General features: G+C 69.3%; 21 protein-coding genes. 15 read left to right on the top strand and 6 right to left on the bottom strand.

Features of this window, described 5'->3' with window-relative positions; translation table 11 throughout:
• Window positions 1–5: 5 nt before the first annotated feature.
• Window positions 6–1,226 (top strand): JmjC domain-containing protein, encoded by a 1,221-nt coding sequence (locus CPH63_RS01315; protein ID WP_096304866.1) that lies wholly within the window; start codon window positions 6–8, stop codon window positions 1,224–1,226.
• Window positions 1,223–2,137: a sucrase ferredoxin gene (locus CPH63_RS01310; RefSeq protein WP_096301227.1), complete on the top strand. Its 915-nt coding sequence runs from the start codon at window positions 1,223–1,225 to the stop codon at window positions 2,135–2,137. The genes CPH63_RS01315 and CPH63_RS01310 overlap by 4 nt, the downstream gene beginning before the upstream one ends.
• A gap of 69 nt (window positions 2,138–2,206) precedes the next feature.
• On the opposite strand, the gene CPH63_RS01305 is transcribed toward CPH63_RS01310, so the two are convergent.
• Window positions 2,207–2,710 carry an inorganic diphosphatase gene (locus tag CPH63_RS01305; RefSeq protein ID WP_096304865.1) on the bottom strand — a complete coding sequence of 168 codons (504 nt, stop codon included), beginning with the start codon at window positions 2,708–2,710 and terminating at the stop codon, window positions 2,207–2,209.
• A gap of 79 nt (window positions 2,711–2,789) precedes the next feature.
• Between CPH63_RS01305 and dacB the strand changes: the two genes are divergently transcribed.
• A complete protein-coding gene (gene dacB, locus CPH63_RS01300; RefSeq protein ID WP_172892137.1) occupies window positions 2,790–4,184 on the top strand; it encodes a D-alanyl-D-alanine carboxypeptidase/D-alanyl-D-alanine-endopeptidase in 1,395 nt (464 codons plus the stop codon).
• 6 nt (window positions 4,185–4,190) lie between these two features.
• Here dacB and CPH63_RS01295 read toward each other — a convergent pair whose 3' ends face one another.
• Together CPH63_RS01295 and CPH63_RS01290 are read right to left on the bottom strand one after the other, a co-directional pair.
• Window positions 4,191–5,714, bottom strand: a complete 1,524-nt coding sequence (locus CPH63_RS01295; protein WP_096301225.1) for a hypothetical protein — start codon at window positions 5,712–5,714, stop codon at window positions 4,191–4,193.
• Window positions 5,715–5,737: 23 nt separating this feature from the next.
• Window positions 5,738–8,608 carry a DUF4190 domain-containing protein gene (locus CPH63_RS01290; RefSeq protein ID WP_096301224.1) on the bottom strand — a complete coding sequence of 957 codons (2,871 nt, stop codon included), beginning with the start codon at window positions 8,606–8,608 and terminating at the stop codon, window positions 5,738–5,740.
• Between the two features lie 190 nt (window positions 8,609–8,798).
• Between CPH63_RS01290 and CPH63_RS01285 the strand changes: the two genes are divergently transcribed.
• The 10 genes from CPH63_RS01285 (at window position 8,799) to CPH63_RS01240 (ending at window position 18,129) form a co-directional block, all read left to right on the top strand.
• Entirely contained in the window at window positions 8,799–9,842 is a 1,044-nt protein-coding gene (locus CPH63_RS01285) for a zinc-dependent metalloprotease (RefSeq protein WP_096301223.1), read from the top strand.
• Window positions 9,842–10,876: a tRNA lysidine(34) synthetase TilS gene (tilS, locus tag CPH63_RS01280; RefSeq protein WP_172892136.1), complete on the top strand. Its 1,035-nt coding sequence runs from the start codon at window positions 9,842–9,844 to the stop codon at window positions 10,874–10,876. The genes CPH63_RS01285 and tilS overlap by 1 nt, the downstream gene beginning before the upstream one ends.
• A 29-nt stretch (window positions 10,877–10,905) precedes the next feature.
• On the top strand, window positions 10,906–11,445 hold the full coding sequence (hpt, locus tag CPH63_RS01275; protein WP_197704673.1) for a hypoxanthine phosphoribosyltransferase: 540 nt from the start codon (window positions 10,906–10,908) through the stop codon (window positions 11,443–11,445).
• Window positions 11,446–11,666: 221 nt separating this feature from the next.
• Window positions 11,667–13,844 carry an ATP-dependent zinc metalloprotease FtsH gene (ftsH, locus tag CPH63_RS01270; protein WP_096301221.1) on the top strand — a complete coding sequence of 726 codons (2,178 nt, stop codon included), beginning with the start codon at window positions 11,667–11,669 and terminating at the stop codon, window positions 13,842–13,844.
• Window positions 13,841–14,434: a GTP cyclohydrolase I FolE gene (folE, locus tag CPH63_RS01265; RefSeq protein WP_096301220.1), complete on the top strand. Its 594-nt coding sequence runs from the start codon at window positions 13,841–13,843 to the stop codon at window positions 14,432–14,434. The genes ftsH and folE overlap by 4 nt, the downstream gene beginning before the upstream one ends.
• A 140-nt stretch (window positions 14,435–14,574) precedes the next feature.
• Window positions 14,575–15,435, top strand: coding sequence for a dihydropteroate synthase (gene folP / locus CPH63_RS01260; protein WP_096301219.1), 861 nt, complete (start codon window positions 14,575–14,577; stop codon window positions 15,433–15,435).
• A gap of 4 nt (window positions 15,436–15,439) precedes the next feature.
• Window positions 15,440–15,799, top strand: coding sequence for a dihydroneopterin aldolase (gene folB / locus CPH63_RS01255; RefSeq protein ID WP_096301218.1), 360 nt, complete (start codon window positions 15,440–15,442; stop codon window positions 15,797–15,799).
• Between the two features lie 31 nt (window positions 15,800–15,830).
• Complete coding sequence (folK, locus tag CPH63_RS01250) at window positions 15,831–16,334, top strand: 2-amino-4-hydroxy-6-hydroxymethyldihydropteridine diphosphokinase (RefSeq protein ID WP_096304863.1); 504 nt, start codon at window positions 15,831–15,833, stop codon at window positions 16,332–16,334.
• Complete coding sequence (locus CPH63_RS01245) at window positions 16,331–16,780, top strand: DUF3180 domain-containing protein (protein WP_096301217.1); 450 nt, start codon at window positions 16,331–16,333, stop codon at window positions 16,778–16,780. The genes folK and CPH63_RS01245 overlap by 4 nt, the downstream gene beginning before the upstream one ends.
• A gap of 56 nt (window positions 16,781–16,836) precedes the next feature.
• A complete protein-coding gene (locus CPH63_RS01240) occupies window positions 16,837–18,129 on the top strand; it encodes a DUF6779 domain-containing protein (protein ID WP_096301216.1) in 1,293 nt (430 codons plus the stop codon).
• Between the two features lie 37 nt (window positions 18,130–18,166).
• Here the strand turns inward: CPH63_RS01240 and CPH63_RS01235 are convergent, their stop codons facing one another.
• Entirely contained in the window at window positions 18,167–19,078 is a 912-nt protein-coding gene (locus CPH63_RS01235) for a diiron oxygenase (protein ID WP_096301215.1), read from the bottom strand.
• A gap of 240 nt (window positions 19,079–19,318) precedes the next feature.
• Here CPH63_RS01235 and CPH63_RS01230 point away from each other — a divergent pair, with 240 nt between their 5' ends.
• A complete protein-coding gene (locus CPH63_RS01230) occupies window positions 19,319–20,041 on the top strand; it encodes a TetR/AcrR family transcriptional regulator (RefSeq protein ID WP_197704517.1) in 723 nt (240 codons plus the stop codon).
• Here the strand turns inward: CPH63_RS01230 and CPH63_RS01225 are convergent.
• Window positions 19,927–20,847, bottom strand: coding sequence for a sterol desaturase family protein (locus CPH63_RS01225; protein WP_096301213.1), 921 nt, complete (start codon window positions 20,845–20,847; stop codon window positions 19,927–19,929). The two genes, CPH63_RS01230 and CPH63_RS01225, sit on opposite strands and share 115 nt — an antisense overlap.
• Window positions 20,848–20,930: 83 nt before the next feature.
• Between CPH63_RS01225 and CPH63_RS01220 the strand changes: the two genes are divergently transcribed.
• Complete coding sequence (locus CPH63_RS01220; RefSeq protein WP_157749193.1) at window positions 20,931–21,632, top strand: TetR/AcrR family transcriptional regulator; 702 nt, start codon at window positions 20,931–20,933, stop codon at window positions 21,630–21,632.
• A 30-nt stretch (window positions 21,633–21,662) separates the two neighbouring features.
• On the opposite strand, the gene CPH63_RS01215 is transcribed toward CPH63_RS01220, so the two are convergent.
• Window positions 21,663–21,986, bottom strand: a complete 324-nt coding sequence (locus CPH63_RS01215; protein WP_096301211.1) for a hypothetical protein — start codon at window positions 21,984–21,986, stop codon at window positions 21,663–21,665.
• Window positions 21,987–22,283: the final 297 nt, after the last annotated feature.

Below are 22,283 nucleotides of genomic sequence, written 5' to 3'. Positions count from 1 at the left end.
CCAACATGCTGGCCCGCTGCATTGCCCTGAGCAACGACGAATTCGCCGAAAATCATTGGGGAAACCGTCCGCTGCTCACCCTCGGCCGGGAGTTGCCCCGCAGCTTCGGGGACCTCTTCGACGCCGCCGCGGTGGACGAGCTCGTCTCCCGACGTGGGCTGCGCACGCCGTTCCTGCGGATGGCCAAGGACGGCTCTGTGCTCGACTCGAAGCGCTTTACGCGTAGTGGGGGAGCCGGGGCCACCGCCCCGGATCAGGTGGCCGATGACCGGGTCTTGGAGCAGCTGGCCGGCGGTGCCACCCTGGTCCTGCAGGCGCTGCACCGCACCTGGCCGCCGCTGGTCGACTTCGGCTCGTCGCTGGCCGCGGAACTCGGGCATCCGGTGCAGATCAACGCCTACATCACCCCGCCGCAGAACCAGGGCTTCGCCGCCCACTACGACGTCCATGACGTCTTCGTGCTGCAGATCAGTGGCCGCAAGCGCTGGCGTATCCACGAGCCGGTGCTCCGCGACCCGCTGCCGGATCAGCCCTGGGAGCAGCGCAAGGACGCGGTCGCCGAGCGCAGTCGCGAGGAACCGATCATCGACACGGTGCTGGAACCGGGGGATTCCCTTTATCTTCCACGGGGTTTCCTGCATTCGGCGAGCGCCCTCGGAGACACCTCGATCCACTTGACGGTGGGCGTGCACCCGGTGACTCGAGCCTCGCTCGTAACGGCGTTGCTCGCCGCTGCTCGGCGCGAGGAGTCGCTGCGGGCCTCACTGCCGATGGGCCGCGACCTCGGTGACCCGGAGACACTGGCCCCGCCGTTGCGGGCGACGGTGCTCGCCCTCCAGCAGTGGCTCGAAGGGGCCGATGCCGCCGACGTGGCGAAGGTGCTGGACGCTGACCTGACCCGGGCGATGCGTCCGGCGCCGCTGGCGCCGCTGGCCCAACTCGCCGCCGCCGACGCCCTCACCGCCGAAACCCCCCTGCAGCTGCGCCCAGCCCTGCGGGCCCGGGCCAGCAGCGAGGCCGATGCGGTCCGGCTGCAGCTCATCGATCGGAGCATCTCGCTCCCCCTGTCGGCCGAGGCGGCGGTGAAGTGGGTCCTCACCGGCAATGCCTTCACCCCGGCTGAACTGCCCGGTCTGGATGCCGACGAGCAGTTGGTGGTGGCTCGGCGCCTGCTCCGTGAAGCAGTGGTCGTACCGGCGCCGGGCCAGCCTGCACCGCGGGCATGACCGCCGCTCATCACACTGCGCCCCGACCTCGGGAGACGCTCGACCGCTGCGCGCTGCGGGCCCAGCTCCGGGGCGACCCGATGCTTGGGACCGCGTTTCCGGCCTACCGACTGCTGCTGGTTGAGCAGCCCGGCCCGTGGGGGCACTCGGGCTTGACCGAGTCACACTTCGACCGCGACTTGGCCCAGTCGCTGTACCGCCGCACCGACGCCGCCGGGGCCCGCCTGCTGGCGATCCGCCGTCCCGGACGTACGCCGGCCGGCGGGCCGCGCAAATGGGCCTACGTCGACGCCCGACCGGGCCGGGAGGTGCTGCGCTGGGGCGAGTTCGCCGACGATCGCGAGATGCTGGAGGTGCCCCTCGACGGCTCCGGCGGAGTCGCCGATCCCAGTCCCATCTACCTCGTCTGTGCGCACAGCAAGCACGATGCCTGCTGCGCCCTGCGGGGGCGGCCGGTCGCCGCGGCGCTGGCCGCTGCCCGTCCGGGGCGCGTCTGGGAGTGCAGCCATGTCGGTGGCGAGCGTTTCGCGGCCAACGTGCTGGTGCTCCCGTCCGGGATGCTCTACGGCCGGGTGCTCCCCTTCGCCGCAGCCGAGTTCGCCGATGCCGCCGACAGCGGTGAGGTGATCGGAGCGCTGCTGCGCGGCCGCGTCGGCTTCACCCCACAAGCCCAGGCCGCGATGGCCTTCGCCTACGAGCACCTGGCGCTGCGCGAGATCGATCAGTTACGACTGATCAGCGCCACGCCGGTGCGGGAGGGGGCCGCGGTGGCCCGGGTCGCCGGACCGCACGGGCTCATCGACATCACGGTGCGGGTCGAACGCCGCTCCGGCGACGGCCTGACCTGCGCCAAGAGCGGACCGGGCGCCTACCTGTCCTACCGGGCGATCAGCGCGACGGCCGTCGAGTAACCCCTCGCTTTTGGCACACCTGCAGGGATTATCCCGGCCGCTGTGCCAAAAGCGTGGTGGTAAATGGGGTCAGTGCGCGATCGCGTCGGGGTTGTCCTTCAGCCGCTTGATCGACAGCGCGATCTCGTCCTCGGCCTCCTTGCGCCCGACCCAGGAGGCGCCCTCGACGCTCTTGCCCGGCTCCAGGTCCTTGTAGACCTCGAAGAAGTGCTGGATCTCCAGGCGGTCGAACTCCGGCACGTGGTGGATGTCGCGCAGGTGCTCCAGACGCGGGTCGCTCGACGGCACCGCCAGCACCTTGTCGTCCGGGCCCTTCTCATCGGTCATCCGGAACATCCCGATCGCCCGGCACTTCACCAGCGTGCCCGGGAAGAGCGGGTCACCCTGCAGGATGACCAGCGCGTCCAGCGGATCGCCGTCCTGGCCGAGGGTGTCCTCGATGTAGCCGTAGTCGGCCGGGTACTGGGTCGAGGTGAAGAGGGTGCGGTCCAGACGGATGCGGCCGGTCTCGTGGTCTACCTCGTACTTGTTCCGGCTTCCCTTGGGAATTTCGATAAGGACGTCGAACTCCACGTGTGTACTCCCTGAGACAGGCCTCGGCGGGTCGAGGCGGGCCGCGGCGTTGCGGCATCGACCATTAGTCTGGCCCATTATGCGAGCTGGCAGAACCCGGACCGGGCTCGGTGTGCTTCTCATCATGCTCTCTGCCTGCGTACTGGGCGTAGCCGGCTATTTCGTGGCCGCCCGGCTGAGCGCCGTCACCGTGGTCGCCACCGCGCCGCCCCTACCCGCCGAGGTGGTGGCCGCCGGAACCGCGCCGGCCCCCACCGCGACGCCGGTCCCGGCCCCGCCGGCAACGCTGCGGGGGGTCGCCGCCGTGCTGGCCGCCCCGCTCGCCGACCCGCGGCTGGGCACCCGGGTGCTGGCGCAGGTGCGCGACGCCGGCACCGGGGCCGTGCTCCTCAGCAAGGGCGCGGCCACCTCGACCTCGCCGGCCTCGACGGCGAAGCTGGCGACCACGACCGCGCTGCTGTCGGTGAAGGATCCCAACGCCCGGATCATCACCCGGGTCGTGGCCGGGCCCCGGCCCGGGAGTGTGGTGCTGGTCGGTGCGGGCGACCCGACGCTCAGCGGGGCGAAGGGGGGCGCGGCGAGTGCCTACCCGGACGCAGCGCGGATCAGCGACCTGGCGGCCCAGCTGAAGGCGCAGATCGACTTGAACGTCACCTCGATCATCGACGACACGTCGCTGTTCAGCGGACCGGCCGTCTCGCCGGACTGGGACGCCAGTGACGTGCCGACCAGCTACGGCGCCCCCATCACCGCGTTGATGGTGGACGGTGGGCGCGACACTCCGACGTCAGTCATCCGCAGCGCAGACCCCGCGGCCGCGGCCGGTAAGGCGCTGGCCAGCGCGCTCGGATTGCCGGCCAGCGCCGTGACCAGCGGCGTGGCCCCAGCCGGTGCCCGGACCCTGGCCACCGTGCAGTCGCCACCCCTGAGCGAGCTGGTCGAGCAGGCCCTCATCGACTCCGACAACGTCATCGCCGAACAGCTGGCGCGCCAGGTCGCCCTGGCCACCGACAAACCGGCCTCCTTCGCCGGAGCCGCCGTCGCGGTGGCCCGGGTGCTGGGCCAGCTCGGGGTGAACATCACCGGCGCGCTGCGCGATGGGAGCGGGCTCGCCCGCAGCGACCGTCTCTCCCCGGCTCAACTGACGGCGATCCTGCAGGTGACGACGTCGCCCGATCCGGCCCGGGCCGCGCTGCATGATGTGCTGGCCGGGCTGCCGGTCGCCGGGTGGGACGGGACGCTGGCCGATCGGTACCTCACCTCGTCGCAGTCCGGTGCCGGGGTCGTGCGGGCCAAGACGGGCACGCTCACGTCGGTGTCGGCGCTGGCTGGGGTGGTTCACGATGCCAGCGGGCGGCAGCTCATCTTCGCCTTGATGGCCGATCAGGTCGGCCCGACGGCGGCCGACACGGTGTCGGCTGAGGCGGCGCTGGACGCGGTCGCGGCGGCTCTCGCGGGCTGCGGCTGCAGCTGACGCCCCCTATCCGGGCGGGAAGGTCAGCGGAATCGTCAGGGGGCGGGCCAGGCTCATCGTGCCGCCGCCGGGAGCCGCTGCGTGGCCGGAGATGGCCAGGGTGGCCGAGGTGACGTCGGCCGGCACCTGGAAGGCGCCGACCGCGACGTCGTAGGGATTGTGTACCTGGGTCGGCGCGTGCTGCACCTTCCCGCCGGGGAGGGTGAGGCTGAGCAGGTCTGGTGGCAGTGTCGTCGTGCCGGTCGGATCGGGGAGATCGGGGAGGCTGTACTGCACGTAGACGTCCAACTCGGCCATCCCGGGCGCGGCGCGCCGGCCACCGACCCCGGTGTAGGCCAACTCGGTCTGCAGCTCGAGAATCCGCAATGGAACCTGAGTGGTTCGGCCGTTTCGCAGAATCGAGACCGGCACCGTCGAGTCCACCCCGAAGGCCTGCACGCGATTGCGCCGGCCGAGGACGGCGACGTTGCTCGCGCCTAACTTTCCGTCCGGTAGCGAGATGGTCTGGATGAGGTCGTCACCGGTGAGGACGAGCTCCACATCGGTGGCACCGCTGGGCACCGACACCACGCCGAAGGTCGTCTGCTGGTCGCTGGCGATGGCCATGATCGGGCTGCCGTCGATGGAGATGCCGATCCGATCGGGTGTGAGTTCGTCGCCGGCGTAGCCGTCGAGCAGGCCGAGGCTGTCGATCTCGAATCCGAGCAACCGCTGACCGGGGGCCGCCTGCCGGGCGAAGTCGCCACTGCCATAGCTCGACACGTAGCCGGCCCGAGCCAGCGTGTAGGCGCCGGAGCGTCCACCCATCGTCGGCTGTCCAGCCACCTCCGGCAGGGTCAGCTGATCGACCCCGATGGCCAGGCTGCCGTTCTCCGCGAACGGTGTGGGCGGCGGCTTCAGACCACCGTCCCCATCGGGTGGGCGCCGATGGTCCGGGCGCTGCACCGAGGAAGGCAGCGCTTGTGGCTGGGAGGAGGTCAGATCTGCCGCGGTGACGTTGAGGCCCACCCCGCTACCGGACGGACTCGACTCAAGCCGGTAGGTCAGGTACTCCGACCCGGCGTTGCCCTGGATGAAGAGCACCGGCCCGCAGTAGGCGTATGGGTCGATCTCACTGCTCCCCTGGCCGGGCTGCGTCGAATGGGCCAGGTAGCAGCGGGTGTCGGCCGACGAGACCCCATGGCGGAGCGCGACCTGGGTGGTGGTGAGCTTCTCAGCCTGTTCCAGCACCCCTGAGGCGTTGGTGATGAGTTTGTGCTGCAGCGTCAGTTGCGCCGCCGGCCGGTGCAGTGCGGCGTAGAGACTCCCCGCGACCAGCACGGCGACGGCCAGGGCTGCGACTGCGAGGTAGGTCCGCCGTCGCGGCACGCTGGTCCCGACATCCAGACGTTCGGGCGTCTGTGGCAAGGCCTCGTAAGCGTCATAGGGCGCAAGCTCGAAGATCTCGACGTCTCGGGACGTGAGCAGCGGCGCGGCGAGCGGTGAATCCGGTGCCGTTGCGGGGGTGAGGCCGTCCCTGCGTCTGGGCAAAGCTACCTCCCGGCCGGGCTAACTCAGCGGGCGTTACGTACGTCGCCAGTCACAGTGTGCCCGGAAATCAGCACGCACGCCGCTGCGTGCCAGCCGGCCGTCCACTGCAGCGCGTCCGGCGAGAGCGCCGAAAGGGTGAGCGGCGTCTTGCGCTTTCCGACGTAGCCGGCCCGCTTCGGCGCGCAGGCCTTGACGGCGACCTGATTCACCGCGGCCGAACCGGCGAAGTTCGTGGTAGCCGGAAGCGGCGTCAGCGCGAACACCTGGGCGTTGTGGGCCTCACTGCAGGGCACTGCGGGAACCGTCTTGGCCACGGTGATCGAGGGGGCGAGGTTCAGGCAGTCGCCGGCTCGCAGTTGCTTCGGATCCATCGCCCCGGATCGGATGATCTCGCCGTCCGCGCTGCGGAGCCCGTTCGCGTAGTTCTGCTGGTAGTAGGTGTAACCGGCGTAGCCGGCGACGCCGATCCAGACCAGCGAGAGGAGTGTGGCAGCCTGGGCCAGGACTCGTCCGCGGCGGGCACCGCGGCGTATCTCCTTCGAGGCTGAGCGAGCGAAGGGCAGGGAAAGTAGGAAGATTCCCGGTATTGCCAGCAGCAGCGCGGCGATTGCCTTCCCCGAGACGGGGCGCACCGGGGTGGCGTACGGCGTGGTGCGGCGGCGGGCGTCGTAATCGCCCCACGATTCTCCCGACTCACGCACCGGATCCGCCTCGATCGGCGTGGCGCCCGAGCGGCTCACCGTTCCGTAGCCGGGGGGCTCGTAGCTGGGCTCCGGCATCGCACCGGAGGTGGAGTACGTCGACGCGGCCGGCTCGGCACCGATGGGCGGCGGTGGATTGACCGGCGGCCCGTAGGCAACGGGAACTGAGTTCACCACCGCCGGGGGAGCGGCCGCCACCAGTGCGGCGACCGGATCGCTCTGGCTCGCGTGCTGACCGCCTGCGGTCACAGCCGCGTGCGCGCCGCCGTCCTCGGTGGAGCGGCGCCCGGCGATCGTGCTGGTGACGCTGGGCAGCGTGTAGCCGCCGGCGGCGGCCAGCTTGGACTGCGCGAACTTGGTGGCGATCGACTCCTCGCGCGGCAGCGAGGAGTGGGCGGTGTTCGCCTCGGAGCGGGCCTGAACCGACTCGCGCCAGGTCGGCTCGTCGAAGGCCTGGCTCCCATAGACGTTGGGCGCGACGTCGACTCGGCGTCCGCCCTCCTTCAGCGCGGCCTCCGCCTCCCGTTCGGCCAGTTGGCGGGCACGGATCTCCAGTTCGGCCGAGCGGCGGGCCCAGACGGCCTCCTGCTCGGCGGCTTCCCGGGCCCGGCGCTCGTGGGACATCTCGTCCCGCAGCGCCTCTGCGTTCAGTTCGGCGCCCCGTCGTCCCTCGGATTCCCGCAGCGCCGCCTCACGAGCGCCCCAGACGCGGGCCGCCGCCTCGGCCAGTGCCGCCTCAATGCCGGCGGCTTCGCGCTCGGCGGCCTCGGCTCGGGCAGCCTCGACGGCGGCCGCGGCGCGCGCTTCGGCCTCTTGGATCGCGGCCTGCAGGGCCAGTGTCTCGGCACTGCCGGATGTCTCGAGCTGGGCCGCTACCACCTCTGCCGCGCGGGCCGCCTCTTCTGCGCGGGCTTCGGCTTCTGCCCGGGCTTCGGCTTCCGCCCGCGCTTCGGCTTCTCGTGCCGCCTCGCGGGCCAGCTCAGCCTCGCGTTGGCGCTGGAGCTCCTGCCGCTGGGCTTCCTCGCGCTCGGCTTCCTCGTGGCGAGCCTCCGCCTCCCGGCGCGCGGACTCCTGGGCGGCCAGTTCGCGGGCCTGTGCTTCGCGGGCCAGTGCTTCGCGGGCCTCGGCTTCCCGGGCCTGCACTTCGGCCAGCTCACGAGCCCGAGCTTCGGCTTCGCGGGATTCGGCCTCTAGTCTGGCCTGCGCCTCGGCCCGCAGTCGGGCCGCCGCCTCGGCCGCTAGTTGGGCCGCCGCTGCGGCTTCGCGCTCGGCTACTTCGCGGGCGTGCGCCATCCGCTGCTCCTCGAGGAGGACCTCAGCCGCTCGCTCGGCCTGCAGCACCGCGGCGCGTTCCTGCTCGGCCTGTTCCTGCTGGGCGATCTCCCGCGCCGCCCCGGCCGCACGCTCAGCCTCCCGCGCTGAGCGATCGGCCAGGGCAGCGTCGGCCGGTGCCGCGCGGCGGGCGGCGTCCTGGGCGAGCGCCTCCTGCAGGAGGGCGTCGTGCCCCTTGGTGGCCGGGGACGGAGCTGGCGGCACAGACGGAGCCGGAGGGGTCAGTGGAGCCGGAGGGGTCACAGCGGCCAGCGGGGCCGGAGGGGTCAGTGCGGCCGGAGGGGTCAGTGCGGCCGGAGGGGTCAGTGGAGCGGGAGACACCTCGATCGTTGCGCCGGCCGAGCGTCCGGCGGCCAGTGCGTCCAGCTCGGCGAGCCGGCGGGCCCGCGCCGCCGCCTTCTCCAAGTCAGCCGGGGACTTCTGTGCGCGGGCGACGACCGGTTCCGGCTCCGGCTCGGGTGCTCGATGCTGGGCCGGCGGTCGGGTGGCGCCGGCGGCCAGGGCGGCCTGACGCTCCGCCGTCTCAGCCTCCACCATTTCGCGAACCCGCGTTTCGCGGTCCCACGCCTCCTGCAGCGCGCGCTGACGCTCAGCGGCCGCCTTGCGTCCCTGCCGAGCCGAACCGAGGCTGAGACGGGACGTGGTTTCGCCCGTCGAATCGCTGCCGGCCTCCTCCGACTGGCCCCGTCCGCGGCGCAGTCCCTTGAGTCGCGAGCGGGGCGAGGCCGAGTCCGTCTCGGTTCCGGGGACGCCGGCGGGTGCGCCCGCGGTAGCGGTCGGTGAAGCTCCGGTCGATATTTCCGGGAGCGCAATCGAGACTGCTGGCTTGAGCGAAGGCTCAGGCATCGGCGGTTCGAGCACGGCTTCTCCTGGCAGGGGCGGCGTAGGGGGGTTGTGCGGCCCTGAGAGAACGATTCTCTCGTCGAATCGGCACCTCAGCAACTGGAGCTTTACTTCGCCCAGAGCGGACTTAATGTCCTATAGGTCCAACCTCGTGAACCGCACCCCGAGGGGCCGTTCAGGCTCGCCGCCGGGTGAGTACCGTGGCCGCATGGGATCGCTCATCGACTGGGACCTCGCCGCCGCGACGGCCAAGCGCCTCAGCCCCGCCCCGCCGAGCGTCGATCGGGCCACCGCCGAGGCGGCCGTGGCCGAGCTCTACCGGGCCACCCACACGGCCGCGGCCCATGTCGCCGAGCTGACTCGGCTGGTCGAGCCACCGGTGAGCGCCCGCACCACCGTCGTCGACCGGGCCGGCTGGATCGACGTCAACGTCCGCGGCATGCAGACCGTTATGACCCCGCTGGTCGAGAAGCTCACCGACGCCAATCCGGTCGGACGGGTCGGGCAGGCCATCGGCGCCCGGGTCACCGGCACGCAGGCGGGGGCAATCGTCGCGTTCCTGTCGAGCAAGGTGCTCGGACAGTTCGAGTTCTTCGCCGACCCCGGGGGCCAGCTGATGCTGGTGGCGCCGAACCTGGTCGCCACCGAGCGCCAGCTCAACGTCGACCCCAGCGATTTCCGGCTCTGGGTCTGCCTGCACGAGGTGACCCATCGGGTCCAGTTCACCGCCGTGCCATGGATGCGCCAGCACATGCTGGCCGAGGTGAGCGCGCTGTCGGAGACCATCGACACCGACCCGAACGCGCTGCGGGAGCGGGTCAGCAGCGCGCTCACCGAACTCTCCAAGATGGCCCGCGGGCAGGGCGACGGGGCCGGTGTGATGAGCCTGCTGGCCACTCCAGAGCAGCGGGCCGTGCTCGATCGGGTCACCGGCTTCATGTCCTTGGTCGAGGGGCATGCCGAATACGTGATGAACGCCGTCTCCCCGGACGTCATCCCCAGCCAGCGCCTGATCGAGGAGCGCTTCGGGCAGCGGCGCAAGGGCGGCAATCCGTTCGACAAACTGCTGCGCAAGCTGCTGGGCCTGGACGCGAAGACCCGCCAGTACGTCAACGGCTCGGCCTTCGTCCGGACGGTGGTGAATCGGGTCGGCATCGAGGATTTCAATGCCATCTGGTCCTCGCCGCAGACGCTGCCGACCAAGGCCGAGATCGCCGTTCCGGCCGACTGGATCGCTCGCGTCCACGGCTGATGGGTCCCGCGGTGGCCGTGGCCAAGGTGCGTCTAGCCGTCCGGGCGACGCTGCGACGAATTGATCTCTCGAGTGAGAATCAGCCGGTTTTTGTTGCCTGTTCCGGTGGATCCGATTCGCTCAGCCTGGCCGCCGCACTCGCCTTCGAAACGCGCCGGCGGGGCAACGCCGGGCTGGTGACGGTGGATCACGGATTGCAGCCGGGATCCGGCGAGCAGGCGGCACGGGTCGCCCAGTTCGGCTACGACCTCGGATTGGACCCGGTGGTGGTGCTCCCGGTTCGGGTCGCCCGCCGACACGGACCGGAGGCCGATGCACGCAGCGCCCGATACCGGGCACTGGACGGCGTCGCCGCGGCGCATGGGGCCAAGATCCTGCTCGGCCACACCCTCGACGATCAGGCCGAGACGGTGCTGCTGGGCCTCGGTCGCGGCTCAGGGCCGCGTTCGATCGCCGGCATGCGGGAGGCGCGGGGTGAGTACCTGCGCCCGCTGCTCGGGTTGCGCCGTGAGGTGACCCAGGCCGCCTGCGAGGCGCTCGGACTGACGCCCTGGCAGGATCCGCACAACGACGACCTGGCCTACCAGCGGGTGCGGCTGCGCCGGCTTCTGCCGCAGCTGGAGGAGGCGCTGCAGGGTGGCGTAGCCGAAGCGCTGGCCCGCACGGCCACCCTGCTGCAGGACGACCTGGACGCCCTCGACGAGCTCGCCGAGTCGGCCCTTGCCGCCACCGCCGGCGGAGCGCGAGCGTCCGGCGAGCGTGCCTCGTCGCTGGAGGTGCCCGAGCTGCGCGTGCTGCCGAAGGCGATCCGGACCCGGGTGATCCGACTCTGGGTGGCCAACGCGAGCCCGGCCGCCGCGCTCAGTGCCGCCCAGACGGCTGACGTCGAGGCGCTCGTGTCGAACTGGCGCGGGCAGGGCGCGGTGGATCTGCCGGGCGGATTCGCGGTCGTTCGGTCGTCTGGCAGGCTGGAGCTGATTCCCCCGCACGGTGACGTCGGGCCTCGACCGGCTCCGACGGAACCCGACGGCTGATGCCGAGAGAAGAGTGACCAGTGTCCGTTCTGGATGACGACGTCGAGGCCGAACTGCTCAGCGCCGACGCCATATCGGCCAAGATCGCGGAGTTGGCGGCCGAGATCGACGCTGACTACAGCGATCGGGAGCCACTACTGGTGGGCGTGCTGAAGGGCGCGGTCATGTTCATGTCCGATCTGGCCCGGGCTCTGCAACGGCCTTCGACGATGGAGTTCATGGCGGTGAGCTCCTACGGCTCGTCGACCACTTCCTCGGGCGTCGTGCGCATCCTCAAGGACCTCGACCGCGACATCTCGGGCCAGCATGTGCTCATCGTCGAGGACATCATCGACTCCGGGCTGACCCTCTCCTGGCTTCTGAAGAACCTGCACAGCCGCAACCCGGCGTCGGTGGAGATCGTCACCCTGCTCCGTAAACCGGACGCCATCAAGGTCGAGGTGCCGGTGCGCTATGTCGGCTTCGACATCCCCAACGATTTCGTGGTCGGCTACGGCCTGGACTACAACGAGCGCTACCGGGATCTGCCCTACATCGGTCGGCTCGCGCCGTCGGTCTACGGCGGCTGACCCGTTCGCCCAGCGCGTAACGCGGCCCCAGGGCACAATTAGCAGGAACTGTGCGACAGAGCGAAGCGTTTGGACGACAGATGGTAAGGCGTCGGTAAGCGCAGATCACGGACGTAGACCCCTGCCGTGTACCGTCGACAGGTGAATTCGCGGGAAATCCAGGCTTGAGCAGGAGGAGCGCGGGAGGCCAGACTCCCGACTAGGTATATGGGTGTTTGCAAATGAACCGTAAGCGACTGGTCAGGTCCTTCTGGCTGTGGATTCCGCTAGCCGTCATCGCTTACTTCGTGCTGTCCTCCGCGCTATCCAGCGGCGACGACTACAAGTCGGTCACCACCGCCCAGGCCTTGAACGCGATCAACACCGATCAAGTCGTCAAGGCCACCCAGCACGACAAAGAGCAGTACATCGACCTCGATCTGAAGACCCCGATCGACGGCCACAGCAAGGTGCAGGCGTACTACCCGTCCGACGCCTCGGCCTCGGTCTATGACGCGCTGCTCAAGCACGTCCCGGCCAGCGGGCCGAGTGGCGGCTACACGACCAAGGTGAGCCAGAGCAACATCTGGTTGAGCCTGCTCGGCAGCTTCCTTCCCATCCTGCTGATCGGCGGCATCCTGTTCTGGGTGATGAGCCAGGTCCAGGGCGGCGGCAACCGGGTGATGAGTTTCGGCAAGAGCAAGGCGAAGCTGGTCAGCAAGGACACCCCGAAGACCACCTTCGCCGATGTAGCCGGCGCCGATGAGGCGATCGAAGAGCTCGACGAGATCAAGGACTTCCTGCAGAACCCGGCGCGCTACCAGGCCCTCGGGGCCAAGATCCCGAAGGGTGTGCTCCTCTACGGCCCGCCCGGAACCGGCAAGACGCTGCTGGCCCGCGCAGTCGCCGGCGAGGCCGGGGTGCCCTTCTACTCCATCTCCGGGTCGGACTTCGTCGAGATGTTCGTCGGCGTCGGCGCCTCGCGGGTGCGTGACCTCTTCGAACAGGCCAAGACCAACGCGCCGGCCATCATCTTCGTCGACGAGATCGACGCGGTCGGGCGCCACCGTGGCGCCGGCATGGGCGGCGGCCATGACGAGCGTGAGCAGACCCTCAACCAGATGCTGGTCGAGATGGACGGCTTCGACGTCAAGGGCGGCGTCATCATGATCGCGGCCACCAACCGCCCCGACATCCTCGACCCGGCGCTCCTGCGTCCGGGCCGCTTCGACCGCCAGATCGCCGTCGGCGCCCCGGACATCGAGGGGCGCAAGGCCGTTCTCGCGGTGCACGCCAAGGGCAAGCCGTTCGCCCCGGACGTCGACCTCTCGGTCATCGCCCGGCGTACCCCGGGCTTCACCGGGGCCGACCTGGCCAACGTAATCAACGAGTCGGCGCTGCTCACCGCGCGCACCAACGACCGGCTGATCACCACCGCATCCCTGGAAGAGGCGATCGACCGCGTCATCGCCGGCCCGGAGCGCAAGACCCGGGCTATGAGCGACAAGGAGAAGCGGGTGACGGCCTACCACGAGGCCGGCCACGCGCTCACCGCCTGGGCGATGCCGAACCTCGACCCGGTTCACAAGCTGACCATCCTGCCGCGCGGACGCTCCCTCGGGCACACGCTGGTGCTCCCACTGGAGGACCGCTTCACCCAGACGCGCTCGGAGATGCTCGACCAGCTCGTCTACGGTCTCGGCGGTCGGGCCGCTGAGGAGCTCGTCTTCCACGAGCCGACCACCGGCGCCTCCAACGACATCGAAAAGGCGACCGCGCTGGCCCGGGCCATGGTCACCGAGTACGGCATGAGCTCTAAGCTCGGTGCCGTGAAGTACGGCACCGGCGATGCCGAGCCGTTCATGGGGCGCGACTACGGTCACCAGCGCGACTACTCCGAGGAGATCGCCTCAGAGATCGACGTCGAGGTGCGCGACATCATCGAGGCGGCGCACGACGAGGCGTGGGAGATCCTGGTTCAGTACCGCGACCTCCTCGACCAGATGGTGCTGGAACTGGTCGAGCGGGAGACGCTGAACAAGGAAGATCTCGACCGCATCCTCGCCCCGGTCCGCAAGCGTCCGCCGCACAACTCCTTCACCGCCTTCGGCAAGCGCACGCCGAGTGACAAGCCGCCGGTCGAGATCCCGACCCGCGAGGTGCTGCTGGCCAAGGCCACCGCCAACGGAACGCGGGCCCACGGAGCCAACGGTTCACGCACTCCGGGGGCGCATCAGGCCCCCGAGGTGGCGCCGTCTCCGGCGGGCTACCCGCCGCCCGCCGGCTACCCGGCCGGCGCTTACCCGCCGCCGAATTCGGCCCCGCTGCCGCCGCCGAACCCGTACGAATGGCACCCGCCGACGGCCTTCCCGGATCCGCCGGCTCAGAACCCCGATGGCGGCTCCGCCGAGTCGAAATGACCGAACCCGATGGTGAGCCCGGCGGCATCGACCTGGCCCGGGCTGAGGCGGCTGTCCGCGAGTTGCTGCTCGCGATCGGCGAGAATCCGGACCGTCCCGGTCTGGAGCGCACGCCCGAGCGAGTCGCCCGGTCGTTCACCGAGATCTACGGCGGACTGCATCTGAATCCGGACGATGTGCTGGAGACGCAGTTCGACGAGCACCACGACGAGCTGGTCCTGGTGAAGGACATCCCGCTCTACTCGACCTGTGAGCACCATCTGGTGCCCTGGCACGGCACCGCCGCCGTCGGGTACATCCCGGGGGCCTCCGGCCGGATCACCGGTCTCTCCAAGCTGGCCCGGGTCGTCGATCTCTACGCCAAACGCCCGCAGGTGCAGGAGCGCCTCACCTCGCAGGTCGCGGACGCGGTGATGTCCCGGCTGCAGCCACGTGGGGTCATCGTCGTGCTGGAGGCCGAGCACCTCTGCATGGCCATGCGGGGCGTGCGCAAACCGGGGGCACGGACGCTGACCTCCGCCGTGCGTGGCATATTTCAGAGCGACTCGCGCACCCGCGCCGAAGCCATGAGCCTGATTCTCGGACGCTGATCGCTCGCATCACCGATTCGCCTGCCCCGCTCGCCTCACCCGCTCGCCTCACCCGCTCGACTCGCCCGCTTTGAACTCTCGCCCGACACTCTCGCCCGACACTCTCGCCCGACACCGAACTGGACGGACCGGTTGCTGGAATGAACGCAGTGCTGCCTCGTCGTGCCGACCGGATGGCGGTGCTCGGCGTCCTGAACGTCACCCCGGATTCCTTCAGCGACGGCGGTCGGTACCGCACCATTGACGACGCCATCAGCTGGGCCGAGCAGATGTGGCGCGACGGCGCTGAGCTGATCGATGTCGGCGGCGAGTCCACCCGCCCGGGCGCGGAGCGGGTTGCCGTCGAGGCTGAGACCGAGCGGGTGGTACCGGTGATCCGAGCGCTGGCCGAACGAGGCATCGCGGTCTCCATCGACACGATGCGGGCTTCGGTGGCCCAGGCGGCGTTGGCCGCCGGCGCCCTGGTGGTCAACGACGTCTCCGGGGGGCTCGGCGATCCCGATATGGCTCGGGTAGTTCGCGACTCGGGCTGCCCGTGGATTCTCATGCACTGGCGCGGGCACAGCACCGTGATGCGCACGCTGGCCAGTTATGACGACGTGGTCGCCGATGTGCTGAGCGAACTCGGGCAGCGCATCGATGCCGCCCTGGCCGCAGGCGTCGACGCCACTCAACTGATCCTCGACCCCGGCCTCGGTTTCGCCAAGAAGCCCGAGCACGATTGGCGGCTGCTGGCCGAGCTCGGGCAGCTGCAGGCGCTCGGATTCCCGGTGCTCGTCGGCGCCTCCCGCAAGTCCTTCCTCGGGTCTCTGCTCGGCGATGGTCGGCCGGATCCCGCCGGCGCCAGCCGATCGCGTCCCGTCGCGGAGCGGGAGGACGCCACCACAGCTATCACCGCGTACGCCGCTCTGCGCGGTGCCTGGGCCGTCCGGGTGCATCAGGTTCGGGCCGCCGTGGACGCGGCCACCGTGGTGGCGGCGATTGAACGAGCGGGGAAGTGACGAGATGGCTGATCTGATCACGCTGACCGGGCTGCGAGTGCGTGGACACCACGGCGTCTTCGATTTCGAGCGACGCGACGGGCAGGATTTTGTGGTGGATGTCGTCCTCGAACTCGACACCGCGCCCGCCGCGACGAGCGACGAAGTGGGCGACACCGTGCACTACGGGGAGTTGGCCGAGGGTCTGGCCGCAGTGATCTCCGGCGAGCCGGTGAACCTGCTGGAGCGGCTGGCCCAGCGGCTGGCCGACGTCTGCCTGGCCGATCCGCGAGTCGAGGCGGCGACCGTCACCGTGCACAAGCCGCAGGCGCCGATCCCGCTTACTTTTGCTGATGTTTCGGTGACCATTCGGCGTGTTCGATGACGGGCGTGCCGCCTCGACGGGAGGGTCGGATTTGAGTCGGGCCGTACTCTCGATCGGGTCGAACATCGGTGACAGCCTCGGGTATCTGCGTGGCGCGGTCGCTGCGCTGGCGGAGTGGATCGTCGCCACCTCCGGCGTCTATGAGACCCCGGCCTGGGGTGGCGTCGAGCAGCAGAATTTCCTGAACGCGGTGGTAATCGTTGATGATTCGCGGGCTGATGCGCAGGAATGGCTGCGCCGGGCGCAGGACTGCGAGCGGGCCGCTGACCGCAGCCGGGAAGTGCACTGGGGGCCGCGCACACTGGACGTCGACGTGATCGCGGTCGACGAGGTGCGCAGCGACGACCCGCAACTGCGGCTGCCGCATCCGTTTGCCGCCCAGCGTGCCTTCGTGCTGGTGCCCTGGCTGGACGCCGACGCCGACGCCCAGTTGCCCGAAGGGCCGGTTGCCCGCCTGCTGGACGATCTGGATGTCGATGAGGTCCGCGGCGTGCGGCCGCGTCCCGAACTGGATCTCCTGGTCGGTGCGCCGTGATCCGCCGTACTTCGGTGCTCGATCTGGCTATCCCGTTCGTGCTGGTCTTGGGCGTTGTCCGACTCGCGCTGCGCGGTACCTACGGGTCGCTGGCTCCGTTGAGCTACTTCGTGCCGATCCCGCTCATCGCGCTGGCGATCGTCGAGTTCGCCATCGCCAAGCGGGTGCGGGACGTGATCAATCACGAGGCCGACGCCAAGGTGATGACGGCCATCGCGATCGCTCGCTGCGCCGCCCTGGGAAAGGCCTCAGCGCTGGGGGCAGCCGCGGTCGGCGGCGCCTTTGCGGCCATGCTGCTGCGGGTGCTGCCGATCGTCTCGACGGTGTCGGCGGCGCGTCACGACGCGACGGTGAGCGCCTTCGGCCTGGCCGCCTCGGCGCTCCTGCTGGGTGCTGGACTCCTCCTCGAGCGGTCGGCGATTATCCCGAACGACCCCAAAAGCTGAGCTGGGGCTGATTTCGCGGCTTCTGGTGGGGTCGCTGCTGCCGGTAGGATCGACCCATGCCGGCCGCTCCGATCTCGCGCTCGCGGCGGACTCTGCGCACGGTAGGCATGGCGGTCGCGCTGCTGCTGGGCGCCGTCGGCCTGGCCCTGGTGGTGCTCGGGAAGTCGCAGAAGATGATGTCGATCGGCATCGTAATCGGGCTCTGGGGTATCGCCACCGGCTACATCGCCACGATGGACCCCCGCCACCACTCGGACGCACATGATGACGCCGACGGCACTGATCCGAGTGCGCAGTTGGCCATGATCGACGATTTCCGCGAACGCTACGAGATGCAGCTCGAGGTGATGCTGCGCCGGGAGATCGAACGAGTGCTCCGCTCGGAATTGGCCGATCTGCGCGGCGAGGTCTCCGGTCTCCGGGGCGAGATGAACGAGAAGTTCGACGGGCAGCTGCGGCTGGAGCGCATCGAGACCACGCGGGTGATCGGCTCGGATATCCAATCGCTGCACGAAGAGGTGCGTCGCCTGGCCGTCGCCCGCGATGATCCGTTCGGGGCCCCGGCGGCCGACTGGGCCAAGCCAGCCGCGATCACGCAGGCCCCGCAGAGCCAGCCGGCCCAACCGGCGGCTGAAGTGGCTTCGGCGACGGATCAGCCGCTCTCCGCCGCCTCGAACGCGACGACCTGGCTACCGGCCTATGACGCGGCGAAGCGACCACCAGTCGTGACGAACGATCCGTCCGCCGCCGAGCCACCGACCGCCTATGCGCCGCCAGCCCCTGTCTCTCCGGCTCCGGCTCCGGCTCCTGTGCCGCCGGCCGCCCCGCTCTACCGTCCGGCAGCTCCGGCGCCCGCGACGAGCAGCCCGAACCCGAGTCCGGCGCCGGCCGCCGCGTCGTCTGCGTTCAGCGGGATCACCTGGCCGAACGGCACCGCGGTCTCGCCGACTGCGGGGGCCAAGACGGTGAGTAACGGAGCTGAGGCCACCAAACCCGACTCTTCAACCCTCGGAAGCGTTGACCCGCAGGCGACTCGACCCGAATCAGGCAGGCTCGAATCAGGCAGGCCCGAATCGAGTAAGCCCGAATCAGGCAGGCCCGAATCCACTGGGCCTGAGCCGGTCAAGCCGAGCGCGAGCTGGGATCCGTTCGCCGATATGCCACGCATCGGCGTCTTCTCCAGCCCCGACCTGCTGCCGGATGAGCCGCCCGCGAGCAGCTACGTGGGGCGCCGTCGTCCGAACGCTGAGGAGATCGCCGCGGCGCCGAAGCCGGCCGCCGGTCGCCGCCGCCGCGCCGACGGCGAAGACAGCGAGGTCTTGAACCGCGTCCTGGGCCACGACTCCTGAGCTGAGTCGAGCGGGGGGCTGAAGAGCCGCGCTCCGGTCAGTCGAGGAAGCCGCTACGTCGCCAGGAACGCTGGGCGATAGGGGAGAGCACCCCGTTCTCCATCAGGAATTTGCCGAGGCTGGCGAAGCCGCGCTTCTTGTTCGCGATGTGCAGCGGGTTGGCCAGCGCCTGCGCCCGGGCGACCTTGGGGTCGAGGCCGACCCGCCGGTAGATCTCCGGGTTGGTGAAGGCGTAGGCCATCAACGGGCCACCGAGACCGCTCATCCGGGCCACTGTGGCCCGATCGAAGCGGCTGGCCTCGTTGAGGCGCCGCATTACACCCTCCCGGGCGTATCGGATGTGGCGCGCCTCCTCCGTGACGTGAATGCGCATTAGTTGGGAGACGATCGGCTGCAGCTGCGGGTCGGCGACCATCTCGCGCTGCAGGGTGTCGAAGATCTCCTCGCCAACCAGCGCCGCGACCCACAGCATGGTGCCGCGCAGGCCCCGGGGCATTTGGCTCACCACGGCCAGTTGCGGCTTCGAGAGCGGGTACGGCTTCGCCCCGATGGTCTCGATGACGCGGCCGAACATCACCATGTGCCGGGTCTCGTCGCCCATCTCGGTGAGGGCGTAGTGAACATGGGGGGCGGTCGGGTCGTTGTGCAGGATCATCCGAGCCAGGCCCTGGATCAGGATGTTCTCGAACCAGATCCCGACGCTCAGGATGTTGGCCAGCTCCTGGCGGGTCAGCTCGATGCGCTGCTGCTGGCTCATCCCGTCCCACAGCGGCGTGCCGTAGAGGGTGCTCATGCCTGGCGGCAGGAAGAAGCGTTCCGGATCCAGCGGCGCCTTCCAGTCGATGTCGATCGCCGGATCGTAGGAACGCTTGACCGATCCGCCGAGCAGGCGGGAGGCGACGACCTGCTTGTCGGTGAGCTTCGCGGAGCTCTTCGCTGGCGCACTCATCAGTGAACTCGTCCTCCGTTGGCCCGCCGGGGCCGAGTGATTTGACGCGCCAGCGGGGCCGGGGGACCACGTTGAAGCGGGGGAAATTTTCGTTTACCACCGAACCGTAAACCTATGTGAGACGGAGCGTCAAGGGTAAATAGAGTGTGGCGAACAACGGTATCGAGAGCCGACCGCCGTGTCGCGCTGAACGGTAGAGTCAGGCAACCGGGGGAAGTTTTGAGCTACAGGGGTGGGCGAGTGGTTGTTCAAGGTGGTGCGCCCACGCCGAGTGCAGCTGCATCGCCAGCGCGGGGTCGTGCGGAGTCGGCGAGCGCTGATGACCAGATTCGGGCTCGCATCCTCGATGCCGCCTACCAATGCCTGATGGACAGCGGCTACAGCACCCGGCTGCACGCCGCGATCGCTGAGCGTTCGGGTTACTCGCGCCCCACCGTGTACAAGTACCTCGGTGACCAGCAGGCCATCATCGGTGCCCTCGTGCACCGCGAACTCAGCCGCTACTTCGCGATCGCCCAGTCGGTGCTCACCACGCCGGGAAGCCCGCGGGAGCGATTCGTCGATGCGGTGGTCTTCAGCGTTCAGTTCGGCCGGCAGCACCCGCTGCTGCAGAAAGGGCTGCGCGAGAATCCGGAGGTTGTTCTTCCGTGGTTCACCGTTAACTCCGGACCGATGATCAACCTCTGTCTCAACGCGCTCACCCCACACATCGAACTGCTGGTGAGTGTCGGCGAGCTGCCGGCGCGCACAGATGCCCGAGTAATCACCGAGTGGACGTTCCGGTTGGCCATCTCGCTGGTCATCTCACCGTCGACGCTGGAGCTGCCGGATGCCGACAGCCTGCGCGCCTACTTGGGTGCGCTGCTCGACATCGGAGGTGCCACCCGCCCGTCGGCCGGGTCGACGGTAGCCTCCGGCGCGGTTGTCGCGGCGGGCGTCCAGCCGGGCGGCGCGACGACGTAACCGATTCGCTCGCGCCAGCTTTGGGCCCGCCGAACGTCGGAGACGATCGCGCCGTATTCGTAATACTGCAGTCGCAGTGGGTTGAAACTATCGATGTTCTTGGTGAGGCCGTAGGTCGGCCGGCGCTGCTCCTCGGCGTAGCTGCCGAACATCCGGTCCCAGACGATCAGGATGCCGCCGTAGTTCCGATCCAGATACTCGGGGTCGCTGGCGTGATGCACCCGGTGGTGCGACGGCGTGTTGAAGACGTACTCAACCGGCTTGGGTAGCCGTCCGATCCGTTCGGTATGGACGAAGAACTGGAAGATCAGGTTGATCGAGAAGCTGAAGAAGATCATCCACGGCGGGACGCCGAGCAGCGGGAGGGGTACCCAGCAGAGCAGCTCGAACCATGGGTTCCACTTCTGTCGGACCGCCGTCGACAGGTTGAAGCGCTGGCTGTTGTGATGCACCTGGTGGCCGGCCCAGAGCAGCCGGACCCGATGGGAGGCCCGGTGGTAGCTGTACCAGATGAGGTCCACCCCGAGCAGGACGACCACCCAGCTCCACCAGTTGTGCGGATCGATCCGCAGCGGCGTGATCGCATAGAGCACTGAATAGAGCAGCAGCGCGGCGAATCGAGCGGCGCCATTGATCACCAGGGAGCCGAGTCCGATCGCGATGTTGGTGCGGCTGTCACGCCGTTCATAGCCGACGAAGCGATCATCCTCGTCATCCAGAAAGCGCATCGAGACGACCTCGATGACCATGAAAAGTATGAAGAATGGGATGGCGAAGACGAGTGGGTCGCGCAGCTGCTCAGGCATGCAGGTCGTCTTCCTCTCGGGTGCGCTTCGGGGTCGCCGGGAACTGACTCTATGGTCAGTTAACCTACGGTAAGCTGCGTTTCGTGTCCACGGTCAGCGGCATTGGGTCCGGTCCTGGTGCCCGGGAGACTGCGCGGAGTTCGGCGATCATCGTCGCACGCGCAACGCGAACCAACTCGATCGGGACGAAGGGCGTTCCGCGGGCCGAACGCGAAGCGCAGATCCTGCTCGCGGCGATCGACGTCTTCGCCGCCAATGGGTACGCGGCCGCGGCGATCGTAGATATCGCCGATCGGGCCGGCATCTCGAAGCCGCTCATTTACCAGTACTTCGGTTCGAAGGACCAGCTCTACCTGCGCTGTCTGGCCCAGGTCTCCGACGATTTGATCGAGCGCATCGAGCAGACCATGAAGCGCGAGGATCCGTCGATCAGCTCGCTGCTGGGGACCATGCGGGCGATCTTCGAGGCGCTCGAGCCCTACCCGAGCGCGTGGCGTCTGGTCTTCGATCCGTCGCTGCCGGCGGGCGGCCTGCTCCAGAGCCGAGCTCGGGCGTACCAGGCTCGGACGGCGGCGCTGGCGGCCATCGGGACCGAACGGTTCCTGCGGGCGAGGGGCAACCGCAGTTCACTGGACGCCTCAGCGCTCACCGGCGCGTGGATCAACATCATCCATGCATTGATCACGTGGTGGATCGACCACCCGCGAGAATCGGCCGATGCGATGATCCAGCGGTGCGCACGGTTGCTGGCGGCGATCGTCTCGCCGGAGATCGCTCCCGCGTAGTCCTGCGCGGGCAGTCCTGCGCGGGCAGCGCTACGCGGATGTGAAGGGCCAGCCGGTCTCGGGACCGCTGCGCTGCGCGCGACGGACGAGGGCATCGGCGGTGAGGCGGATCTCCGCCTCGACGTCGACGCCGGTCTGATCCGCGAGCAGATACAGGCCGTAGGCCAATTCGCCGAGCCGGGGCCCCCAATCGGCTGGGGGTCGGAAGGGACGTCGCCCGCGCTCGGTGGCGACGGTCGCCGTGGCGGCGAGAGCGCCGAGCTGAGTCTGCAGTTCGAGCAGCAGCGCGGTGGCGGTTGCGTGTAGGTCTGCGGCGTCGGAGCTGGCCGCGACCACCTGCGCAGGTGAGGTCATCTCTGGGCCTATTCGCTGACCGGGCGAAGGTCTGTAATCACGCCACGAACTTAGCCGACCGTCACCGTCGGTGACGAATTGGCGCGACGACCAATACTTGGCCGAGCCCCGGCGATTCGACCGACGGGCTCCGGCGTGAAGATCGTGGTCGGAGCCTGTGGATAGAGGTCTGAGATTGTCGGTGGGGTGTTGTAGGTTCGCGGCGGGACCACTCCAGCCATCCCGAGCGGCTCGAATCACCTTAGTTTTGTTGATGATTCGGGTTGTCATCGCTCACGTGTTCGAGTAGTGTCGGGG

Origin of the sequence: Jatrophihabitans sp. GAS493 (assembly GCF_900230215.1) — a bacterium.
Classification (GTDB): Bacteria; Actinomycetota; Actinomycetes; order Mycobacteriales; family Jatrophihabitantaceae; genus MT45.
Note: the sequence above shows the minus strand (reverse complement) of the source record. Positions and strands in the feature narration are given on the sequence as shown.

Excerpts from the sequence above, each read along its gene's own strand:
- folP (WP_096301219.1), top strand. The coding sequence starts at position 14,575 with ATGAACGCAGTGCTGCCTCGTCGTGCCGACCGGATGGCGGTGCTCGGC.
- CPH63_RS01240 (WP_096301216.1), top strand. The coding sequence starts at position 16,837 with ATGCCGGCCGCTCCGATCTCGCGCTCGCGGCGGACTCTGCGCACGGTA.
- ftsH (WP_096301221.1), top strand. The coding sequence starts at position 11,667 with ATGAACCGTAAGCGACTGGTCAGGTCCTTCTGGCTGTGGATTCCGCTA.
- folE (WP_096301220.1), top strand. The coding sequence starts at position 13,841 with ATGACCGAACCCGATGGTGAGCCCGGCGGCATCGACCTGGCCCGGGCT.
- CPH63_RS01225 (WP_096301213.1), bottom strand. The coding sequence starts at position 20,847 with ATGCCTGAGCAGCTGCGCGACCCACTCGTCTTCGCCATCCCATTCTTC.
- CPH63_RS01315 (WP_096304866.1), top strand. The coding sequence starts at position 6 with ATGCTGGCCCGCTGCATTGCCCTGAGCAACGACGAATTCGCCGAAAAT.
- folB (WP_096301218.1), top strand. The coding sequence starts at position 15,440 with ATGGCTGATCTGATCACGCTGACCGGGCTGCGAGTGCGTGGACACCAC.
- CPH63_RS01235 (WP_096301215.1), bottom strand. The coding sequence starts at position 19,078 with ATGAGTGCGCCAGCGAAGAGCTCCGCGAAGCTCACCGACAAGCAGGTC.
- dacB (WP_172892137.1), top strand. The coding sequence starts at position 2,790 with ATGCGAGCTGGCAGAACCCGGACCGGGCTCGGTGTGCTTCTCATCATG.
- CPH63_RS01215 (WP_096301211.1), bottom strand. The coding sequence starts at position 21,986 with ATGACCTCACCTGCGCAGGTGGTCGCGGCCAGCTCCGACGCCGCAGAC.
- CPH63_RS01310 (WP_096301227.1), top strand. The coding sequence starts at position 1,223 with ATGACCGCCGCTCATCACACTGCGCCCCGACCTCGGGAGACGCTCGAC.
- tilS (WP_172892136.1), top strand. The coding sequence starts at position 9,842 with ATGGGTCCCGCGGTGGCCGTGGCCAAGGTGCGTCTAGCCGTCCGGGCG.
- CPH63_RS01285 (WP_096301223.1), top strand. The coding sequence starts at position 8,799 with ATGGGATCGCTCATCGACTGGGACCTCGCCGCCGCGACGGCCAAGCGC.